23 protein-coding genes are annotated in these 19,631 nt (G+C 60.3%); 16 read left to right on the top strand and 7 right to left on the bottom strand.

The features are described 5' to 3' along the window. The first annotated feature begins 182 nt into the window (after positions 1 to 182). Positions 183 to 407, top strand: a complete 225-nt coding sequence (locus HX801_RS00525; protein ID WP_177021398.1) for a hypothetical protein — start codon at positions 183 to 185, stop codon at positions 405 to 407. Positions 408 to 521: 114 nt separating this feature from the next. On the opposite strand, the gene HX801_RS00520 is transcribed toward HX801_RS00525, so the two are convergent. Then, positions 522 to 1,097 carry a PIN domain-containing protein gene (locus HX801_RS00520; protein WP_177020403.1) on the bottom strand — a complete coding sequence of 192 codons (576 nt, stop codon included), beginning with the start codon at positions 1,095 to 1,097 and terminating at the stop codon, positions 522 to 524. Continuing rightward, positions 1,094 to 1,564 (bottom strand): helix-turn-helix domain-containing protein, encoded by a 471-nt coding sequence (locus HX801_RS00515; protein ID WP_177021397.1) that lies wholly within the window; start codon positions 1,562 to 1,564, stop codon positions 1,094 to 1,096. The genes HX801_RS00520 and HX801_RS00515 overlap by 4 nt, the downstream gene beginning before the upstream one ends. A gap of 280 nt (positions 1,565 to 1,844) precedes the next feature. Between HX801_RS00515 and HX801_RS00510 the strand changes: the two genes are divergently transcribed. Genes HX801_RS00510 through HX801_RS00500 form a run of 3 tightly spaced genes read left to right on the top strand, consistent with a single transcriptional unit; the run spans position 1,845 to position 3,939 of the window. After that, positions 1,845 to 2,999, top strand: coding sequence for a colicin E3/pyocin S6 family cytotoxin (locus tag HX801_RS00510; protein WP_177021396.1), 1,155 nt, complete (start codon positions 1,845 to 1,847; stop codon positions 2,997 to 2,999). A gap of 6 nt (positions 3,000 to 3,005) precedes the next feature. Next, positions 3,006 to 3,260, top strand: a complete 255-nt coding sequence (locus HX801_RS00505) for a colicin E3-like toxin immunity protein (protein WP_102368185.1) — start codon at positions 3,006 to 3,008, stop codon at positions 3,258 to 3,260. A 55-nt stretch (positions 3,261 to 3,315) separates the two neighbouring features. Beyond that, entirely contained in the window at positions 3,316 to 3,939 is a 624-nt protein-coding gene (locus tag HX801_RS00500) for a DUF3916 domain-containing protein (RefSeq protein ID WP_177020400.1), read from the top strand. 37 nt (positions 3,940 to 3,976) lie between these two features. Here HX801_RS00500 and HX801_RS00495 read toward each other — a convergent pair whose 3' ends face one another. Then, positions 3,977 to 5,350, bottom strand: a complete 1,374-nt coding sequence (locus HX801_RS00495; protein WP_177021395.1) for a sensor histidine kinase — start codon at positions 5,348 to 5,350, stop codon at positions 3,977 to 3,979. Continuing rightward, complete coding sequence (locus tag HX801_RS00490) at positions 5,347 to 6,009, bottom strand: response regulator (protein ID WP_177021394.1); 663 nt, start codon at positions 6,007 to 6,009, stop codon at positions 5,347 to 5,349. The genes HX801_RS00495 and HX801_RS00490 overlap by 4 nt, the downstream gene beginning before the upstream one ends. A gap of 147 nt (positions 6,010 to 6,156) precedes the next feature. On the opposite strand from HX801_RS00490, the gene HX801_RS00485 reads away from it, so the two are divergent. The 9 genes from HX801_RS00485 (at position 6,157) to phnX (ending at position 15,309) form a co-directional block, all read left to right on the top strand. Further along, the gene (locus tag HX801_RS00485) at positions 6,157 to 6,423 is read left to right on the top strand and encodes a PepSY domain-containing protein (protein WP_003210334.1); all 267 of its coding nucleotides are present in this window, start codon (positions 6,157 to 6,159) and stop codon (positions 6,421 to 6,423) included. Then, entirely contained in the window at positions 6,423 to 6,968 is a 546-nt protein-coding gene (locus HX801_RS00480; protein ID WP_003210336.1) for a cytochrome b/b6 domain-containing protein, read from the top strand. The genes HX801_RS00485 and HX801_RS00480 overlap by 1 nt, the downstream gene beginning before the upstream one ends. Before the next feature lie 23 nt (positions 6,969 to 6,991). Next, entirely contained in the window at positions 6,992 to 8,260 is a 1,269-nt protein-coding gene (locus tag HX801_RS00475) for an exo-alpha-sialidase (RefSeq protein ID WP_102606350.1), read from the top strand. Then, a complete protein-coding gene (locus HX801_RS00470; protein WP_177021393.1) occupies positions 8,260 to 8,859 on the top strand; it encodes a hypothetical protein in 600 nt (199 codons plus the stop codon). The genes HX801_RS00475 and HX801_RS00470 overlap by 1 nt, the downstream gene beginning before the upstream one ends. After that, the gene (locus HX801_RS00465) at positions 8,859 to 10,877 is read left to right on the top strand and encodes an LTA synthase family protein (RefSeq protein ID WP_177008164.1); all 2,019 of its coding nucleotides are present in this window, start codon (positions 8,859 to 8,861) and stop codon (positions 10,875 to 10,877) included. The genes HX801_RS00470 and HX801_RS00465 overlap by 1 nt, the downstream gene beginning before the upstream one ends. A gap of 126 nt (positions 10,878 to 11,003) precedes the next feature. Next, positions 11,004 to 12,095: an iron-containing alcohol dehydrogenase PsrA gene (gene psrA / locus HX801_RS00460; RefSeq protein ID WP_177021392.1), complete on the top strand. Its 1,092-nt coding sequence runs from the start codon at positions 11,004 to 11,006 to the stop codon at positions 12,093 to 12,095. Positions 12,096 to 12,188: 93 nt separating this feature from the next. Continuing rightward, complete coding sequence (locus HX801_RS00455; RefSeq protein WP_177021391.1) at positions 12,189 to 13,484, top strand: MFS transporter; 1,296 nt, start codon at positions 12,189 to 12,191, stop codon at positions 13,482 to 13,484. Between the two features lie 36 nt (positions 13,485 to 13,520). Then, complete coding sequence (locus HX801_RS00450) at positions 13,521 to 14,393, top strand: LysR substrate-binding domain-containing protein (protein ID WP_102368178.1); 873 nt, start codon at positions 13,521 to 13,523, stop codon at positions 14,391 to 14,393. Between the two features lie 88 nt (positions 14,394 to 14,481). Beyond that, positions 14,482 to 15,309, top strand: coding sequence for a phosphonoacetaldehyde hydrolase (gene phnX / locus HX801_RS00445; RefSeq protein WP_177021390.1), 828 nt, complete (start codon positions 14,482 to 14,484; stop codon positions 15,307 to 15,309). Between the two features lie 39 nt (positions 15,310 to 15,348). Here phnX and HX801_RS00440 read toward each other — a convergent pair whose 3' ends face one another. Then, entirely contained in the window at positions 15,349 to 16,314 is a 966-nt protein-coding gene (locus HX801_RS00440) for an oxidoreductase (protein WP_177021389.1), read from the bottom strand. A gap of 79 nt (positions 16,315 to 16,393) precedes the next feature. Here HX801_RS00440 and HX801_RS00435 point away from each other — a divergent pair, with 79 nt between their 5' ends. Next, positions 16,394 to 17,332, top strand: coding sequence for an AraC family transcriptional regulator (locus HX801_RS00435; protein ID WP_023659137.1), 939 nt, complete (start codon positions 16,394 to 16,396; stop codon positions 17,330 to 17,332). Between the two features lies 1 nt (position 17,333). Here HX801_RS00435 and HX801_RS00430 read toward each other — a convergent pair whose 3' ends face one another. Beyond that, on the bottom strand, positions 17,334 to 17,717 hold the full coding sequence (locus HX801_RS00430) for a cytochrome c family protein (protein ID WP_003210355.1): 384 nt from the start codon (positions 17,715 to 17,717) through the stop codon (positions 17,334 to 17,336). Positions 17,718 to 17,744: 27 nt separating this feature from the next. Then, positions 17,745 to 18,305 (bottom strand): GNAT family N-acetyltransferase, encoded by a 561-nt coding sequence (locus tag HX801_RS00425; protein WP_371316550.1) that lies wholly within the window; start codon positions 18,303 to 18,305, stop codon positions 17,745 to 17,747. Positions 18,306 to 18,390: 85 nt separating this feature from the next. Here HX801_RS00425 and HX801_RS00420 point away from each other — a divergent pair, with 85 nt between their 5' ends. After that, positions 18,391 to 19,110, top strand: coding sequence for an SDR family oxidoreductase (locus HX801_RS00420; RefSeq protein ID WP_177021388.1), 720 nt, complete (start codon positions 18,391 to 18,393; stop codon positions 19,108 to 19,110). Positions 19,111 to 19,252: 142 nt separating this feature from the next. Beyond that, positions 19,253 to 19,630, top strand: coding sequence for a response regulator (locus HX801_RS00415; RefSeq protein ID WP_003210361.1), 378 nt, complete (start codon positions 19,253 to 19,255; stop codon positions 19,628 to 19,630). Position 19,631 lies beyond the last annotated feature (1 nt).

Below are 19,631 nucleotides of genomic sequence, written 5' to 3'. Positions count from 1 at the left end.
GAACAACGGGAATTTCAGGTTCGCCTCCGCCCTCATAGGCTCGCTTCCTTGTACAGGGAAGTGAGCAGCCATGACAGAGCGCGCGTATCCAATTAGCGAAGAAGAACAGCTGAAGCGGCGAATTTCGATCCGATAACGGGTGAAGAAACTAAAGACACAGATGACTTGAAAAGAGTAAAGCCGTGAATCACTTGATATACGTTGTGCCTATAAGTAGCGACAACATTTCAGCTGAAATCTCCCTCAATGTGAAAGCTGAAGATTTGCGCACCATCATGGGTTGGCAGACAGAGAGTGACGGCGTCTACGACTATCTGCTTACAGCAAATCAGATCAAGGTCATTGAAAACCTCACGTCACAGGTTCTTCCAAAAAATGCGTCGCTCTACCTCGCCTGTGACGAGTGACATCAATCTCAACATTAGAAACTTAGGGGTCAGAAACTTAGGGGGGCAGATCTATTTACTCCAGATATGCCAAGAAACATCTGACCGGCAGATGCAGCCCATCTGACACAATCGCTACAACATCACCTCATAAGGCCCAAGAAACTTGGTCGTCTGCACCAACCCCTGCCGCATCAACATCTCCAGGTAATTCCCCGCATCCATCGGCGGCCTCTTCAGCGATCGCCTTTGCTTCTGCGCCGCAGCCAACACAGCTGCCTGATCCAAATCCCAAAGATCCGAAACAAAGTCATCCGGATGCATCGCTTCAATGTCGTACGCGTCCAACACCCGCGCTGGAAAATCCCTCAAGTTGAAGGTCACGATAACCTCGGCCTTACTCCTGATCGCCGCCGCGAGCACATGACGATCATCTGGATCAGGCAAATCCAGGCTCGAACAAAGATCCTCGTACCCCGTCACCAGAGCATCCGGTATCGCCATGTCCATCAGCGCCGAAGTGCAATCCATTTGAGCTACCGTTAAGTCAGGTCGATTCTTGAGCACATTTCGCTTCCACTCTTCATGAATCTGATTAGTCCATCGCGCTCGAAAAAGCCCCGAAAGGCCAAGCCACATAAGCAAGTCCCTGAGTGGCGCAGGGTAGAGAACACAGGCGTCGTATACCGCAGTAAAAGGCGAACACCTCATCCCTCATACCCCATTCCCAACTCCTGCGCCTGCTGCGCCAACGCATCCATCGCCTCCTGACTTTCATCCTCACGCCGCTGCTTGAACGCCATCAAATCAGAAAACCGTATCCGCCGATGCCGTCCGGTTTTGGTGAATGGAATAGCGCCCTCTTCCAGCATCTTGACCAAATGCGGTCGCGACACATTGAGCATGTCGGCAGCTTCCTGGGAAGTCAGTTCAGCGTGGACCGGCACAACCTTTACGGCATTACCAATGGCCAACTCACCCAAAATATCGACCAGCAGGCGCAGCGCTGAGGTAGGTAGCACCAGCGTATGAGGCTTGTCTTCCTTGTCGAAAATGTCGATACGCTGGGTCTCAAACTTGGTCGATAGTAGAGACGCCAACGCTCGCTGGCCTTGTACGGCGGCTTCGACTTCCTTTTCCAACGGCAGGACGGTTTTGGGGAGATGGCTGGCAATCATGATTTCGCTCCGGCAAATACTCAACTGAGTGAGATCAACGCTAGACGAAATAAACGAAAATCGCAATAAACGAAACGACCGCTAGTCAGTGAGCTGTTCGTCAGTAAAGGAGCACAGGGGACGAATCTACTTACTCGTCGTACTTTGCGGCCTGCAGCGTGGGACGCGATTGTCGCTGTTGATCTGATGACATTTCCCACACCTCCCATCGAACAGCGAGAATTTCAGGCTCTTCTCCGCTCTCATAGGCTCGCTTCCTTGCACAGGGAAGTGAGTCGTCATGACAGAGCGCGCGTATCCAATTACCGAAGAAGAGCAGCTGAAGCGGCGAATCCTGACTCCGCAGCCTAAGCAGATTTCGAATTCACCGTTCATTGATTTGTATGAAGCGCCTCCCCCGCCATCGCCTGAACCCGCGAGGATTCCAGGCCACGTATTCGCCAAGTCGTGCCAGTTGCCCGACGGGATCATCAGCTACAACAATCCCACCGGCTATGTGCCGCTTGAGCTGATCAAGGACTACGGCCACTTCACGCTGTTAGGCGGGCGGGAGATGGACAGCCACGGCGGCGTGTCCCTCAGGAAAATCAGTGGTAGTGCCCTGCCCGTAGGGCTTGGCCAGCTTGTATTGCGCACAGCGGCATTGGAGTCCTCGGCTGCGGCGGTCGGCGCCGCAGCGGGGAGCTTGCTTGCAGGGCTGGTGGCGCTGGCTTGGCCATCGGAGCTTGGCGACAGTGCGCTCTATAGCGAAGAGCAGCTTCGTAACCTGCAAAAAGCCCGCTCGCGGATGCGCTTGCATATCGAGCAACGCGACGACGGGACGCTCAAGGGGTATGCGTTTTACACCGGTAAAAATACCGACTGGCAGATGATCGATGTGGTGCAGTTTCAGAGTCGTGATAGTCAGTTCGTGGCGGATCTTGGCGAGGGTGTGGAGCTGATTTGGACGCCGGCCATTGATCCTGGCGACACCCTTGGCATACCGGCATTGGAGGCTGCACCGCAAGCGCCGGTGATGTGGATTTATCCGCCGACGGAGGCGGCCAAACAGATTCTGGTGAACCCGATTTATCCGCCGGAGTATCGGGATTTTATTCTGGTGTTTCCGGTGGAGTCGAGGGTTCGGCCGCTGTATGTGGTGGTTAGCGTTAGGGCGGGCGATCACAAATACCATTCCGCTCCCGGCACAGACGAAATCACCGGTTTCCTAAACCTGAGCAAGGCAAAACCCAAGACCCCAAAGCAAGGTGGGGCAGGGCTTAGAGAGCGCTGGATTGATGACAAAGGACGGATAATTTACGAGTGGGACTCGCAGCACGGCGAACTAGAGGCGTATAGAGCAAGCGATGGCAGTCACTTGGGGGCGTTCAACCACATAACTGGTGAACGGCTGAAAAAGCCTAAGAAAAAACGAAATATCAAAAAATTTTTGTGAGGGCATATGGGACTGAAATTAAGACTGGAATGGTTCGATAAGTCGACAGAGCTTGGTTTAGGAATAGAGCGCTCCGCAGACTTGGGCGAGGACTATACCGTTGTCGACTCGCTCAGACTGTCCGTTGAAGACGACATTAACAACGGAATGTTCCAGCTGCGTGAAGAATGGCTATTAACTATACAGCCGCTCTTCAGCCACAAAATTATTTCGTCGGAAAGTGACTACTTTCTCGCTCTCGATTATAGAAAGTCCTGGTGATCAAGAATAAGCCCGGGCCTCACAAACAGAAGCAAACCAAGAGTATTCATACCCTATGCGTCGTCTTGCACTTTCAGACAAAAAACTCCGCAACATCCCCAGGCGCTTGCGCGCAATAAGCCGATGGGCAGATAGTTTCGAAGGCTGGTTTTTAGAAGACTTCCCAGTGAGGCGAGGATTTGAAAATTTCAAAATCCCCGTCATAGAAACCTTGGTCGAAGGCAAGCAAACAACCCCGGCGATCCAGGCACACTGCGCTCAGCAATTGATCAACGCGGCCGCGCACCTGATTCAAGCCCGGCCCGATGAAACACCTGAATGCTGGATCGTAGCAGCCATTCTGGTGCCCGACATGTTCTCAAGCGAAGTCTGCGTCTACATCGATAAAAGCCGCTACCTCGGCGCTATTCTGCCCTTCGACTACGACTACTTTCGTCAAACCCGAATAACGGGCAGAAGCCTTGCAAACGAATGGGGGTTGATCATCCCCCCAGGCCTACACGAGGTGGGTTTTCACTTCATCCACGAAGATGAGGACGGAGAACAGTTCGAGTCAGAGCATTGGTATTTCGGCGAGGTCAGTTCATCGGATGAAGACCCGGGCGGCGACCGCTGGAAGTACAAGACTTTCAAAGCATTTCAGGCAGAACATCCGCATTTATTCAGCACAGCACCGTAGCCTTGCGATGAAAGCCGTGCTTATAACGACGGCCTTTTCAAGCAGCCCTCTCGCTAAAACTCAACCGCGCACACAACCCACCCACCTCCCGGTTATACAACTCCAACCGCCCCCCAATCTTCCCCACGATCATCTGCACAATCGCCAACCCCAACCCCGCCCCATTCGCATTCCCACGACTATAAAACCGCTCGAACAACCGCCCAATCTCCCCTTCATCAATCCCCGGCCCCGCATCCTCCACACACAGCTGCACCACGCCCGAATCCTCCTCCCGCACCATCACCCTCACCTCACTCCCCGCCGGCGAGAAATTCAGCGCATTGGTCACCAGGTTCTGCAGCGCAATCGCCAACGCTATCGGGTCCGTTTCAATCCAGCATTCCTCATCCCCTTCCAGCACCAACTCAACGCCTTTCTCCATCGCCAGGGGCGTCAGTTCCGCAAGTTCTTCGCGCACCAACTCCGTCAACGGCACACGCACTCGTACGGTGTTGTTCAACTGCGGCTCGATGCGCGCCATGGTCAGCAGTTGGCTACCAATACGCGTCGCCCGGTCCACGCCATTTACCAGGAAGTCCAACGCCTCTCGCCGCTGCTCCTCGGTTTCCGCGCTCTGGGCGTTCTGCGCGTGAATGCGCAATATCGCCAACGGCGTGCGCAGTTCATGCGCCGCGTCCGCGATAAACCGACGCTCCCGCTCCAGCAGGTCATCCACCTGCACCAGCAGGCGGTTCAGCGCGGTTTGCATCGGTTCCAGGTCCGCCGGCAACGGTTCAAGTTGCAGCGGTCGCAACGTATTGCTGTCCTGCCCGCGAATGGCCTGGGCCATGGCGCGCAGGGGCTTGAGGCCCCAGCCGATGGTCAGCCAGATCAACAACGCCAGCAGCGGCACGCCAATCAGGATGGGCCAGAGGGTGTGGCGGATGATGCGCTGGATCACGTCCTGGCGAATGTCGTCGCGCTCGCCCACCCAGATCAGCAGGCCTTGTTGCATGTCGGCGAGCATGAACGCGCACCAGTCATTGCCGTTTTCCATCAGGTCGTGAGGCCCGAGGGTGGTGGGCGGTGCGTTGAGGATCGGCGCGTCGGTGGAGCGCACCAGCAGTTGGCCGTCGGCGCGCCATACCTGGAAGGTCAGGCGGGTTTCGTAGGGGTGCGCGGCGCCGTCTTCGCCGACACGGCTCATGGCTTGATCGAAAGCCTGGTAGAGGCGGTCCCAGTCGGCATCGCCGGGATCACGCTGGCGCAGTACGCCTTGCAGCAAACGGGCGCTTTGGGCGAGTTGGGCGTCGTAGACTTCTTCGATTTCGTGGTGGCTGTCCCGCAGCACGAGCCAACTGATCAGGCCATCACCCAGCAGGATCAGCACCAGTACCGGAATGAGGATGCGCGCGCGGACCGAATTCATGGTTTGAGTTCCACCATGTAGCCCACGCCACGCACGGTGCGGATCAGTTCGGTGGAGAGTTTTTTGCGCAGGTTGTGGATAAGGACTTCGAGGGTGTTGCTTTCGACGCGGTCCTGCCAGCCGTACAGCGCGCGGGACAACCGCTCGCGGGTGACGACTTTGCCGGGGCGCACCATCAGTTGGTGCAGCAGTTGGTATTCCATCGGCGTGACCACAACGTCCTCGCCTTGATAACTGACCTGTTGGGTCACCGGGTCCAGGCTCACGCCCGCATGTTCCAGCAATGGCTGCGCGCGGCCCTGGCTGCGGCGCAACAGGGCGCGCACACGGGCCTTGAATTCTTCGACGTCGAAGGGTTTGACCAGGTAGTCGTCGGCGCCGGCGTCCAGGCCGGCGATGCGCTCGGCAGTGCCGTCGCGGGCGGTAAGGATCAGCACCGGCAGGTCGTATTGCTCGGCGCGCAGGGTTTGCAAGAGAGTCAGGCCGTCGAGGCGTGGCAGGCCGAGGTCAAGCAGCAGCAGGTCGAAGCTTTCGGTGCGCAACGCGTGCAAGGCGCTGACGCCATCCTGCAACCAGTCCAGGGTGTAGCCTTCGGCGCCCAGGGCCACGCGGATCCCTTGGCCAAGGGCACGATCATCTTCGACAAGGAGCAGGCGCATAACTGATTCTCTGGAGTAACCGGCGGCATGATGCCGTGTAACCGTCGAGGCTATTTCGGGAAAGATGTTACGGGCCGTTGCCAACTAAGCTTTCGCTAAGGTTGGTTTTGCACAGTGAAATCTCCCACATCTGCTGAGAGTGCTTCCATGCGCAAAATTCTCTTGCTGTCGCTGATTATCGCCAGCCCCATGGCCTTCGCCGGCCCGCAATGCACCACTGCCGAGCGCTCGCAATGGCAGGACCAGAAGGCCTTTCAGGAGCAACTCAAGGCCCAGGGCTACGAGATCAGCAAGTTCAAGGTTACTGACGGCAACTGCTACGAGATCTATGGCTTTGACAAGGACAAGCGCAAGGTCGAGATCTACCACGATCCAGTCACCGGCAAGGCCGTGAAGACAGAGATCAAGGGCTGATGCCAGCAACCTCCCTGCGCCTCTGGGACCCGGTGGTGAGGGTGTTTCACCTCTCCATCGCCGGCGTCTTTGTGGCCAATTACTTCTTCAACGAAGCAGGCGACGACTGGCACGTATGGCTGGGCTATTACGCCATGGCCTGGTTGCTGGTGCGGTTGGTGTGGGGATTTGTCGGTCCGCGCAGCGCGCGCTGGGCGGACTTCTGGCCAACGCCGGAACGGCTCATGGGCCATGTGCGTTCACTGCTCAACCGCCGGCCGCAGCACCGCCTGGGCCATTCGCCCATTGGCGCGCTGGTGATGATTCTGATGTTGCTGGCGCTGCTGGCTATCGGTGCCAGTGGCTTTTTGATGCAGGAAGTCGACGCCCTGTGGGGCGCCGATTGGCCGCTGCTGTTGCACGAAACTGCCGCCAATGTACTGGCCGGCCTGGTAGGCGTGCATGTGCTGGCGGCGTTGTTTGAAAGTATCCAGGTGCGGGACAACCTGCCGTTATCCATGCTCACCGGCCGCAGGAGGCGCCTGCCGGATGACCGTGCGCAGTAATCCTTTTTCCCGACAGGTTCTCTATGCGCCCGCTTTTAATGATCTGCAGTCTGCTGGTGGTGTTTTTCGCTGCCTGGCAAAGTCATCCGCCCCACGTATTGGCGCCGTTTGCCCAAGGCCCCAAGGACAGCTCGCCAACAGAGGCCGCCCCGCAATACAGCAGCCGCTTTGTCTCCTCGCAGCTCAATGACTTTGTGCATTCCTCCTCGGTCACCGCCCTGCCCGGCGGCGACCTGATGGCCGTGTGGTTTGCCGGGTCCCGCGAGGGCGCCGCCGATGTGCAGGTGCGCACCGCGCGCTTTGACGCGAAAAGTGCCGAGTGGGGCCCGGAGCAAGTATTGGCCACCCGCGAAAGCACGCGCGACGGCACGCACCGCTACATCCGCAAGCTGGGCAACCCGGTGATCGCCCTGGCACCGGACAATCGCCTGTGGATGTTCTACGTTTCGGTGTCGGTAGGCGGCTGGGCCACCAGCGCGATCAACGTGATGGTCTCGGATGACCTCGGGACGAACTGGTCGGCCCCTCGGCAACTGATCACCTCGCCTTTCTTCAATATCAGCACGCTGGTGCGCGCCGCACCGGTATTCCACGCTGACGGTTCCATCGGCCTGCCGGTGTACCACGAGTTCATGGGCAAATTCGCCGAGTACCTGTACTTGAGCCCCGACGGTGCGGTGGTCGACAAATTCCGTATCAGCCGTGGGAAGAACTCGCTGCAGCCGACCATCGTCCCGCAGGACGGCCAACGCGCCATCGCCATGCTGCGTTACGCCGGCGAAACCCATCACCGAGTCCTCGCCAGCCGCACCGAAGACGCCGGCCAAACCTGGAGCGAGCCTTACCCATTGGAACCGTCCAATCCCAACTCCTCGCTGGCAGCCGTCAGCACTGAAGGCGACGGTTTGCTCGTGGCCCTCAACGACCTGCAGGACGGCCGCTTCAAGCTCAGCCTGTACGGCACCGATGCCAAGCTCAATCAGTGGCGCACCGTGGTGGAATTGGACCAATCCCCCGACCCCTTGGGCCAACCGTTCTCCCCCGAGGCCTACAAGGAAATCATCGGTGAAGGCTTCCGCGCCTCCAGCGGCGCCCTGCGCCTGCCCCTGGAGCAACGCTTCCTCAGCAACCTGGACTACCGGGTGTGCAAGCCCCGTGGCTGCGATTTCGAATACGAGTACCCGTACTTCAGCCGCAGCCCGGACGGCATGTACCACCTGGTGTACTCGTGGAATAACACCTTTATCAAACATGTCAGCTTCAACGAAGCCTGGCTGTCGGAGCGCCTGTGATGCTTTCTGTATGGCAAGCACATTTGAGTTTTGTGCTGTTGGGTTTTGTACTGCTCAGCCTGTTGCGCGTCACAACACCCTGGCGCCCCTGGCTGCTGCCGGTGTTGGTGGTGGTGAGTTTTATCCCGGTCAACGAACTGCCGTTGGCGGCGTATGTGCGCAGCTTCACCGATGACCTGGCCATCAGCACCCTGGTGTTGCTGGCGTGGGTCAGCCTGTGCCGGTTGGGTGTGGTGCAGCCGCTCCAGCGCCCGCTGAAGGTCCAGGTGCTGCTGCTGTTTGGCATCCTGAGCCTGGTGCTGTACCCGGCAACGATGGGCCTTACGTATTTCGACCCCTACCGCTGGGGTTTCAACCCTCGGCCGATGATCGTGCTGATAGGCGCGGCAGCACTGTTGATGCTCTGGCTGCGTAATACGCTGGCGGTGTGGATGCTCGCGGCGGGCACCCTGGCGTTCGCGCTGCGGCTCAAGGCCTCGGAAAACTACTGGGACTATCTGATCGACCCACTGCTGACGGGCTACTGCCTGGTGGCCGGGTTGTGGATGCTGGCGATGGCTGCCTGGCGCCCTCTTTTAAAATTGCACAGAGGTCAATGATGGGATGGTTGCACTCGCGCCGCCTGCGCTACGGCGTGGGCGCGATCGGTTTGGTATTTGCGTTGCTGGCGGCACTGCGGCTGGTGTTTGTATGGGGATTTTCCGGGGTCGGCCTGAGGGAGCCCGCACTGCTGGAAACCGTGGGCATCGGCCTGCGTTTCGACCTGCGCCTGGCGGTGCTGATCCTGTTGCCCCTGGCACTGCTCGCCTGGCTGCCACGCTGGAACCTGGTGACTGTCCCCGCCCTGCGCTGGCTGGCACGGGGTTATCTGCTGCTGGCGCTGGCCATCGTCGGGCTGGTGTACATCATCGACTTCGGCCACTACGCCTACCTCGGTGTGCGCATCAACGCCACGGTGCTGCGTTACCTGGAAGACGCGCAGATTTCACAACAGATGGTGTGGGAAACCTACCCGGTGCTGTGGATAACCTTGAGCTGGCTTGCCGCCGTCGGCCTATGGACCTACGCCCTGGTTCGCCTTGAACGCATCACCCTAGATGGCGAACGCAAACCCATTGGCAAGTTGGCCATCGCATCCGTGGCCACCGTCGGCGTGATCGCGGTATTGCTGGCCCTGCTCGGCCGCGTCGCCAACCTCAATATCGAAAACCCGGTGCCTCTGCGCTGGAGCGACGCGTTCTTTTCCGGCAACAACCAGATCGCCGCCGTGGGCCTCAACCCGGTGCTGTTTCTGTACGACACCCTCAAGGTCGGCCAGTCGCAATTCGATGAGGCGCGGGTGCGAGAGCATTACCCGCAAGTCGCGAATTATCTGGGGGTCAGCCAGCCCGACCCCGAGCAGTTGAACTTCGCCCGTGAACAAGCCGTGCAGCCTTATCGGCTCAAGGGCGAGCGCCCGCCGAACGTGATCTTCGTGATGCTCGAGTCCCTCGGCACCAGCGCCGTGGGCGCCTATGGCAACCCGCTGAACCCCACGCCGAACCTCGACAAGCTGGCGAAGGAAAGCTGGTTCTTCAAACACTTCTACGTGCCCGTCACCGGCACCGCCAAAACCGTGTGGGCGAGCATCACCGGCGTGCCCGACGTTACCCGCCAGGAGACGGCAACCCGCAACCCGCTGATCACCCGGCAACACACCTTGATCAATGCGTTCGAGGACTACCAGAAGCTCTACATGATCGGCGGCAATGCCGGCTGGGCGAATATCAACGCCTTGATCCGCCAGAGCATCGACGGCGTGAAGCTGTATGACGAAAGCCACTGGCGCTCGCCACGGGTGGACGTGTGGGGCGTTTCGGATCTGGACCTGTTCAAGGAAGGCGACGAACTGCTGCGGGCCATCCCCAAGGACCAACCGTTCTTCGCCTACCTGCAAACCTCCGGCAATCACCGCCCGTTCACCATCCCCAAGACCAACGATGGCTTCAAGGTGCATGACCTCACCGTGGAACAAGTCCAGGCCGCAGGCAGCCGCAGCGTCGAGCAGTACAACGCCGTGCGCCTGCTGGACTTCAACATCGGCCGCCTGATGGAAATCGCCAAGGCTGGCGGTTACTACGACAACACCATCTTCGTGTTTTTCGGCGACCACAACACCCGAATCAGCCAGATTCCGCACATGGCGCCGGCATTCGAGCAGCTTGGGCTGGAAAGCAACAACGTGCCGATGATGATCCACGCGCCCGGCCTGCAACCCCGGGTGATCGAAGAAGCCGTCGGCCTGGCGGACCTGCTGCCTACCGTGGCCGGCATGGCGGGCATACCGTTCCGCAATGGCGCGATGGGCCGGGATATCCAGCAACCTGCGCCGGAAGGCGAGCGCGTGGTGCCGCTGGTATTGCGCGAGGGCACGTTCCCGCTGATCGGCGGCGTGACCAAGGACTTCCTGCTGCAAATGGAGCACGACGGCAGCTCGCCGACCCTGCATGACCTGGCGTCGCAAACGCCGAGGGACAATGTGGCTCAGCAGTATCCCGAGGAGTTTGAGCGGTTGCAGGGGCTGACCCGTGGCCTGCATGAGAGTGCGCGATTGATGTTGTTCCGGAACGTGCGCTGAAGTCACCTGACGGTCGGGCTGTACTATCGGCCCAGCCAATCCATCCCCACAATCTATCGATTTGAGGTCCACCTCACCCTCCCCGACTATGGCGGCACTTCCAATAACAAAAACCAGGAACCCGCCATGACTGCCCGCTTCCACAACCCGGTAGACACCCGCTTCGGCTGGGGCTGCCTGCAAGAACTCGCCGCTCTTACCGAAGGCCAGAGCGTCGCCCTCGTGACCTTTCCCGAAGCCCGCGGGCTCGGTTTGGTAGACCGCATCCAGGCCCTGCTGGGCGAACGCCTGGTGTACGTCATCGAAGACGTACAGCCCAACCCTGACGTGGCCCAACTGCGCGACACCTACGAGCGTTTCTGGCTGCAGGCCGGTGACTGCCAGGTGGTGGTCGCCGTCGGCGGTGGCAGTGCAATTGATACGGCAAAGGCCTTGATCGTCGGCACAGATTCCGGGGATTTCGACGAGCTGCTGGCGTTGCTGGCCACCGGTAAACCTTTCGCGCCGGCCCGCCACAAGCTGTTGATTGCCGCACCGACCACCGCCGGCACCGGCAGCGAAGTCACGCCATGGGCGACGATCTGGGACTCCGCCAGCCTCAAGAAGTATTCGCTGCACCTGAACTGCACCTGGCCGACAGTGGCGATCATCGACCCGCAGTTGATGCTGACGGTGCCGGCCGGGGTCACGGTGTCCACCGGGCTGGATGCCTTGTCCCATGCGCTGGAATCGATCTGGAACGTCAACGCCAACCCGGTCTCGGACACCTTCGCCATCTCCGCCATCGAAGACATCCTGGAATGCCTGCCGCGCTTGCGGCGTGACCTCGGCAACCAGGAATTGCGCTCGCGCATGGCCTTGGCGGCGCTGAAAGCCGGCCTGGCTTTTTCCAACACCAAGACCGCCCTCGCCCACTCCATCTCTTATGAGATGACTCTGCACCACGGCCTGCCCCATGGCATCGCCTGTTCCTTCACTTTGCCGCTGGTACTGGGCCTGGCATGGGGGCACGACGCCGCGCGGGACCGCACTCTGCAACGGGTATTCGGCACCGACCTGCAGCAGGCCCAGGCGCAGCTGCGCGACTTCCTCCACAGCCTGGACGTGAAGACCGAATTTGCCGACTACGGCGTGAATGCCACCGAGGCCGAGGCGATGATCCGCTTCGCCCTGCAAGGCGCACGCGGCAAGAATTTCATCGGCGCGCAAGCGGCCTAGACTCACCGTAATTCAGTCGTTTCCTGTTGCACCTATCAAGAGTGCCCCCCAGCGGCTGCGGTCGCCGGGGCGAATAACAATAAGGAAAACATCATGAATCGTGCACACGTGCTGCCTGTTCCTGCCGTCCGTACCTCATCGTTTCGCGTAGCCCAGTGGCGCATGCTGCTGGCGGCGATGTTTTGTTATCTGTTTTTCTACACCGGCCGCCAGACCTTCGGCTTTGCCATCCCCGGGATCCAGGCCGAGTTCGGCCTGACCAAGGAAACCCTCGGCTGGGCCTCCGCGGCGATGCTTTGGGCCTACGCGATTGGCCAGGCGATCAACGGCAACCTCGCCGACAAGTTCGGCGGCCGCCGCATCATGACCCTGGGCGCGGTGCTGTCCTGCGCGGCCAACTGGGTCACCAGTTTCGCCAGCGGCTTTGCCGGGCTGATCCTGCCGTGGGGCATCAACGGTTACTTCCAGGCCCTCGGCTGGGCACCCGGCAGCCGGTTGATTTCCAATTGGTGGAGCGCCGGCGAGCGCGGCAAGGTGTATGGCTTTTATGTGTTCGCCGCTGGGTGCGCCTCGGTCCTGTCGTACGTCACCTCCATCGTGGTGCTGGAAGTGTTCCAACTGGAATGGCGCTGGATCTTCCGCCTGCCGGTGCTGTTGATGTTGGCGGGCGGCATCATTTTCTACCTGGTGGCCCGCGAGCGGCCTCAAGACATGGGCTTCGAGCCCCTGGCCGATACCGGCGTGGCGAATGCCGAAGACAAGAATCATGAAGTGGCCCACGGCGAAGCCGAATCCTCGGCGCAGCGCTACAAGGCGGTGCTGAAAAATCCGCGGCTGATCATCGCCGCGATCTCCCTGGGTTTCCAGAACGCCGCCCGCTACGGCCTGATCGTCTGGGTGCCGGTGCACTTCCTCGGGGCCAACTGGAAAAGCGGCGACAGCATGATCGACCCCAAGTGGATCACCGTGGCCCTGCCGGTGGGCATGGCCATCGGCGCCCTGAGCAACGGCTGGGTCTCGGACAAGCTGTTCGGCTCCAAACGCTACCTGGCGATCATGCTCTACATGTTCCTCGGCGCCGCCACCAGCCTGTGGATGTGGAGTTTGCCGCCCCACAGCGCAATCGGCCTGGTAGCGTTGTTCCTCTGCGGGTTCTTCGTGTATGGCCCGGCGTCGAGTTTCTGGGCGCTGTGCCCAGACCTGGTCGGCGCCAAGCGTGCGGGTACGGCCACGGGCGTGATGAATTTCTCATCCTATCTGTTCGCCGGCCTGGCGGAACCGCTGATCGGCAGTATGCTCGACAGTACCGGCAATACCTCGCTGATCTTCATCGTCGTGACCTCGGCCTGCCTGTGCAGCGCAGCGGTGGCGTTGTTTATCCGACGTTAATGACCGGCCCGGCGGACCTCAGGAACAGGACTCGTTATGTACCAGTACCACAAGTGGCTGCGCTCGTTTCATGCGGTGGCGAAGACCGGCAGTTTCACCCTCGCCGCCGAATACCTGAGCGTCGGCCAGCCGACGGTCAGCGAGCAGGTCAACGGGCTGGAGAAGCAGTTCTCGGTGGAGCTGTTCCACCGTCGCGGGCGGTTTATCGAGATGAGTGCCGCCGGGCACACCCTTTACGGGATCACCCAGGGGCTGTTCGGCCAGGAGGATGAAGCCATGCAACTGTTGCAGAGTTTCAAGCAGCGCAAGACCGGGCTGCTGCGCCTGGGCGCGGTGTCGCCGCCGATCGCGATGAACCTGACCTACGAGCTGATGCAGCGCCACCCGGACATCGAACTGGAAACCTCGTTTTCCCCGGAAAAGGAAACCCTGGACCGGCTCTTCAACTTCGATATCGACGTGGCGATCCTGGCCCTTTCGGAGTTCGACCAGCGCTTCGATACCCAGCTGTACCGGCGCTATCCGATTATTGCGGTGGTGCGCGATGACCACCCGTGGGCCCGGCAGAAAGAGGTGCACGTGGAACAGATCAGCCGCGAAAAGTGGGTGATGCGCGAGAAAAGCTCACGCACCCGGCAACTGGTGGAAGAAAGCTGCAAGCGCCAGGGCATCGCCGTGAACTGCGTGATGCAGCTGAACAGTCGCGAAGCCATTGTGCACGCGATCACCAAGGGCATCGGCATCGGCTTTGTGTCTGCCGTGGAATACGCCGAAACCCCGGGCACCACGCCGATCACCTTCGTCGACCATCCGTTTTTCATCGACTACCACTTGTGTTGCCTGGGCATCCGCCGCAACCGACCGATGATCGCCGAGCTATTCGAGGCCAGCCCGATCCCGGCCACCTGATCGTCTTGACCGTTTAAACCCTCACCAGGCGCTTACCTCTTCTTTGAGAGAGGGACGGCCTGCTCACACCTGAAAATGGAGACTTGCCATGCACTACCAACAACCTTCCAAGCTGCAAGCCGTGGTCCTGGACTGGGCCGGCACCGTCGTCGACTTCGGTTCCTTCGCCCCCACGCAGATTTTTGTCGAGGCGTTCGGTGAGTTCGGCGTCGCCGTTTCCCTGGAGGAAGCCCGCGGCCCGATGGGCATGGGCAAGTGGGATCACATCCGCACCTTGTGCAACCTGCCACAGATTGCCGAGCGTTATCGGGCGGTATTTGATCGCTTGCCGACTGACGAGGATGTCACCGCACTGTATGAGCGCTTCATGCCGTTGCAGATCGAGAAAATCGCGCTGCATTCGGCGGTCATTCCCGGCGCCCTTGAGGCGATCAACACCTTGCGCGGGCAGGGCTTGAAGATTGGCTCCTGCTCCGGGTACCCGGCGGTGGTGATGGCCAAGGTGGTCGAGCTGGCGCGACAGAACGGCTACGTCGCCGACCATGTGGTGGCGACCGACGAAGTGCCCAACGGGCGCCCGCATCCGGCGCAGGCACTGGCCAACGTGATTGCCCTGGGGGTCAGCGATGTGGCCGCGTGCGTAAAGGTCGACGACACCTGGCCGGGGATCCTGGAAGGCCGTAGCGCCGGCATGTGGACGGTGGCGTTGACCTGTTCCGGCAACGCACTGGGTTTGACCTACGAGCAATACAAGGCGCTGCCTGCTGCTGAGCTGGCGCTGGAGCGTGCGCGCATTACACAGATATTCGAGGGCTCGCGGCCGCATTACCTGATCGACACCATCGTCGAACTGCCGGCGGTGATCGACGATATCAATGCGCGTTTGGCGCGCGGAGAAACGCCGCAGGGTTCTTGATGGGCCGATGGGGTCAGTGAGCTGACCCCACACTGCGGCCTATCGCCCTGCGACAAGCTGCTCGCTAAGTATCCACAGCCGCTGCGCCAACCCGGTATCCACCGCCCACGGCCTGACACCCAACTGCTCTTCCGATTCCGCACTCACTGCCGCCGCCACATCACAGTTCTCGCAATAGACCCCGCCCATTCCCGCCAACTGCCCACTCACCGCGCACCACACACTGGTGGCCGCGCCTTGCTCCGGGGTTTTCATGTTCCGCTCAGGGTCGATCACCGGTTTCCCGTGCTCGTCGACATAGCCTGATGCCTGCAAGACTTCAGGCTTCATGTGCCGCACCAGATCGGTAATGATTCCACCGGGATGCACCGCAAAAGCCCTTACCCCACTCGCCGCACCGAGCGTATCCAGATGCACGGCGAACAGCGCATTGGCAGTCTTGGACTGACCGTAGGCCCTCCATGGATCGTAGGCCTGGCGCTCGAAATTCCAGTCGTCAAAGTCGACGGCGCCGTGCACATGCCCCCGTGAGGACAGCGTCACCACCCGTGCACCTTCGGCGCGCTGCAAGGCCGGCCACAGGCGCTGGGTAAGCAGGAAATGCCCGAGATGGTTGGTCGCGAACTGAGATTCGTAGCCCTGGGCATTGCGGCTCAGCGGCGGCGCCATGATGCCCGCGTTATTGATCAGCAGGTGCAGCGGGCAGCCTGTCGCCAGAAAGCGCACGGCAAACTGTTCGATGGACTGGGCGTCCATCAAGTCCAGGGGTTCAAGTTGCAGCTGTGGGTAAGGTTTGAGTGCGGCGCGTGCCTTGGCCAGGTCACGGGCCGGGACGATCACGCGGGCGCCCGCGGCAGCCAGGGTACGGGCGGTGACCAGGCCAATGCCGGAGTAGCCGCCCGTGACAATCGCCACCTTGCCCGAGAGATCGACGCCCCGGATGACTTCGGCGACGGTGGTTGCTGCTCCATAGCCGCTGTGGATCGGTTTTTGTACTGTGGGCATGACAGAGTCTCCATTGGACGTGTGGTTAACACGCTACCCCTCGAAAGCCGTACTCTGAATACTCGATTATCCCATTTACATGCGTAAAAGTACGAATATGCCCAGCGACCCGTTTTCCGAGATTCTCACGTTCGTGAATGCCCAATCGGTGATGACCGGCGGCTTCAGCGCGGGCGGCGCCTGGGCCCTGCGTTTTCCCGCGCCGGACAAGATCAAGTTTTTCGGGGTGGTGAAGGGGCAGTGCTGGTTGTGGATGGATGGCGAACTGGCGCCGGTGTTGATTGAGGCGGGCGATGTGTTCCTGCTGTGTGCGCAACGCTCGTTTGTGCTTGCAGGCGATGTGTCGGTCGCGCCTTTGGAAGCGCGGCAATTATTCGCTGACGCCGGCCGCTTCCCGCAAATCGGTGACGGCCAGGGCTGTGTGCAAATCGGCGGCTACGTGCAACTGGACCCGGAGAGTGGCGGCCTGCTGGCCAACGCGCTGCCGCCCCTGATCCACGTGCGGGCCACGTCGCCGCAAGCGACAATCGTGCAATGGCTACTCGGCCAGTTGGCACATGAGGGGCAAGCCAATTTGCTCGGGGCAAGCTTGGCGTCGGCGCAACTGGCGCAGTTGATGTTTATCCAGATCCTGCGGGCCTATGTCGAGACCTCGGGCGTATTACCCGAAGGCTGGCTGCGCACGGTCAGCGACAAGCGCCTGGCCCCCGCGCTGCGCTTGATACACAGCGAGCCGGGGCGTGCCTGGACACTGGAAGACCTGGCTACGGCGGCTGCGATGTCGCGCACCACCTTTTCGCACTACTTCAAGAGCGTTGCCGGGGTACCACCGTTGGCGTACCTGACCGAGTGGCGCATGCGCCTTGCGCAACGAGCGTTGCGCGAGGGGAATCTGTCAGTGGGCGTGTTAGCGCAGTCGTTGGGGTACGGGTCTGAAAGCGCGTTCAGCAATGCCTTCAAGCGAGTGACAGGAAAAGCCCCGAGGCATTATCGGGACGCGTGCCGTCAATCAATGTGAATTACTGCGCCTGGAACGTCGCAAGGTACGCCAGCAGGTTATCGATCTTCTCCTGGTCGCTGATCCCCCAGAAAATCATCCGGGTGCCGCTCACGACCTTTTTCGGTGCCTCGATGTAGGCGGCCAGCTTGTCCCGCGTCCAGACCACGCCTGAATTCTTCATCGCATCTGAATACTGGTAATCAGTGGTCGTGCCGGCCGGGCGGCCAATGATGCCGTTGAGCTGCGGCCCGAAACCGCCCCGGGCATTTTCGCCGACGCTATGGCAACCGCCGCAGGTTTTGCTGAATAACTTTCCACCGGCTTCGGCGTCTCCCGCCGCCGCTGCCGGCAGGCTGACGAGACCGGCAATCAGGGCGAGGCTGAATAATACGACGTACTTCATGGGTAACTTTCCATCCGTTGTGCCGGTTCAGCTGGGGACTTGCCATGACATGGCACAGCGACTGCCCGGCGCAAAACCGTGACGATACTCCTCGCGCAGAGCCTCTGCCAAACGATGATCCGGCGCCAGCGAATGTGCTTGCTCAAATCCCAGCCGCTGATAAAACGGGCTGTTCCAGGGCACGTCGCAAAATGTGGTCAAGGTGACTGCCCGCAACCGGCGCGAGCGAGCCTCATTCATCACGGCCTCAAGCAATTGCCGCCCTGCGCCACGGCCCTGCATGACCTGCGCCACCGACAGTTCATGGATGTGCAGGTCGTCATCAAACATCTGTGCACTGAGAAAACCCTGGACCTGGCCAGCAGTATCCACCGCCACCCAACACGTACCCAACGCGATCAACTGCAGATGACGTTCAACACTCATGACCTCGGCATCGGCCAGCCAGCTCAAGGATTCGATCGCACGAAAGGACTGGGCCGCACTGCGCTCTATTGCAGGTAAACACACTGCGTCGGGTGCGGCGGCAAGTCGGATAACAGTGAGCATGAGGCAACCCGGGATCGTTGAAACACCTGAGATTAACATCTGGAAACAGCCACTCAATTGATATCACCCCACCACTCTGCTTGCATGCCCGCTCCTCTCGGCACAGCGGTTCAGGAGACAAGCGATGAAAACCATGGTGGTCGGTGCAAGCAAAGGATTGGGCAGGGCCTTGATGGAAGGGCTGGGCGGGGTTGGGGATACGCTGATCGGGGTGTCCCGCAGTCGCCCTGATCCCTTGATGTGCAGCACTGGCGCCGAGGTGCGCTGGGTGGAAGCAGACCTTGGCGTGCCTGGCCAAGCGGCGCACGTCATCGAGCAGGCGGTGGAGGCAGGCGGGCTGGACACACTGATCTATAACCTGGGCATCTGGGAGGCGCGGGCGTTTGATCCGGCGTACAGCTATCTCACCGACGAGGACACGCAACTGGAAGCCATCGTCAGTTGCAACATCACCGCACCGCTGTTGTTGATCAAGCGGCTGCTGCCGGTGTTATTGAAGAGCCCACAGCCGCGCATCATCCTCACAGGCTCGACCTCGGGACTGCCCCAGAGCGGCCGGCCCGAAGTGGCGTTCGGCGCCTCGAAATTCGCCTTGCGCGGCATCGCCGATGCGCTGCGTGAAGGCTATCGCCAGCAACGCCTGGGTGTCACTTGCCTGAACCTGGGCTATCTGAATACCGAAGATTCCTTGAGCACCTCACGCACCCAGGCCGAACAGCGCGGTGAGGGCCAATTGATTCCGGTGCATGACGTGGTGCAGGTGGTGCGTATGGTCTTGAGCCTGTCCGGCGCCAGTTTCGTCAAGGAGCTGACGTTGCCGGCGCTGCTGGATGAACGCTTCTAGCAGGTTTCGCCAGTGGAGCGCCCTGCTCTGACGCAATTCAAAGACAACCAAATGACCACCCATCGCAAAAAAAACATCCAATCGAACCTAATCGACGGCGCCCCACTCCACCTTACTTAACCCGGATGGTGGAGTAAGGATCATGGCTCAGCCATCGATATTGGTGCTGGAAGACGACGAAATCATTCGCTCGTTGATGGTAGATGTACTGGAGGATTTCGGCGCGGTGGTGACCTCGTTCCCGTCCGCAGACGAAGGAATGATTTTTCTTGAACGGGCCAGTGATCCGGTAGACTTGATTGTCAGCGATATCCAGATGCCCGGCCTGCTCAATGGCTACGACTTGAGCAAGGTGGTCGCCCATCGCTGGCCGACGCTGCCGGTGGTGCTGACCTCGGGCAACACCGCAATGGCCTCGCAGTTGGGCAGCACCGTGCGGTTCCTGCCCAAGCCGTGGACCACCAAGCGCCTGATCGACTGCGTGCAGTCGGCCCTGGTGCAGGGTTCGCCCATGCACTGAT

Source organism: Pseudomonas sp. G1002, from assembly GCF_013385455.1.
Lineage (GTDB): Bacteria > Pseudomonadota > Gammaproteobacteria > Pseudomonadales > Pseudomonadaceae > Aquipseudomonas.
This window is presented reverse-complemented; position numbering and strand designations above follow the sequence as displayed.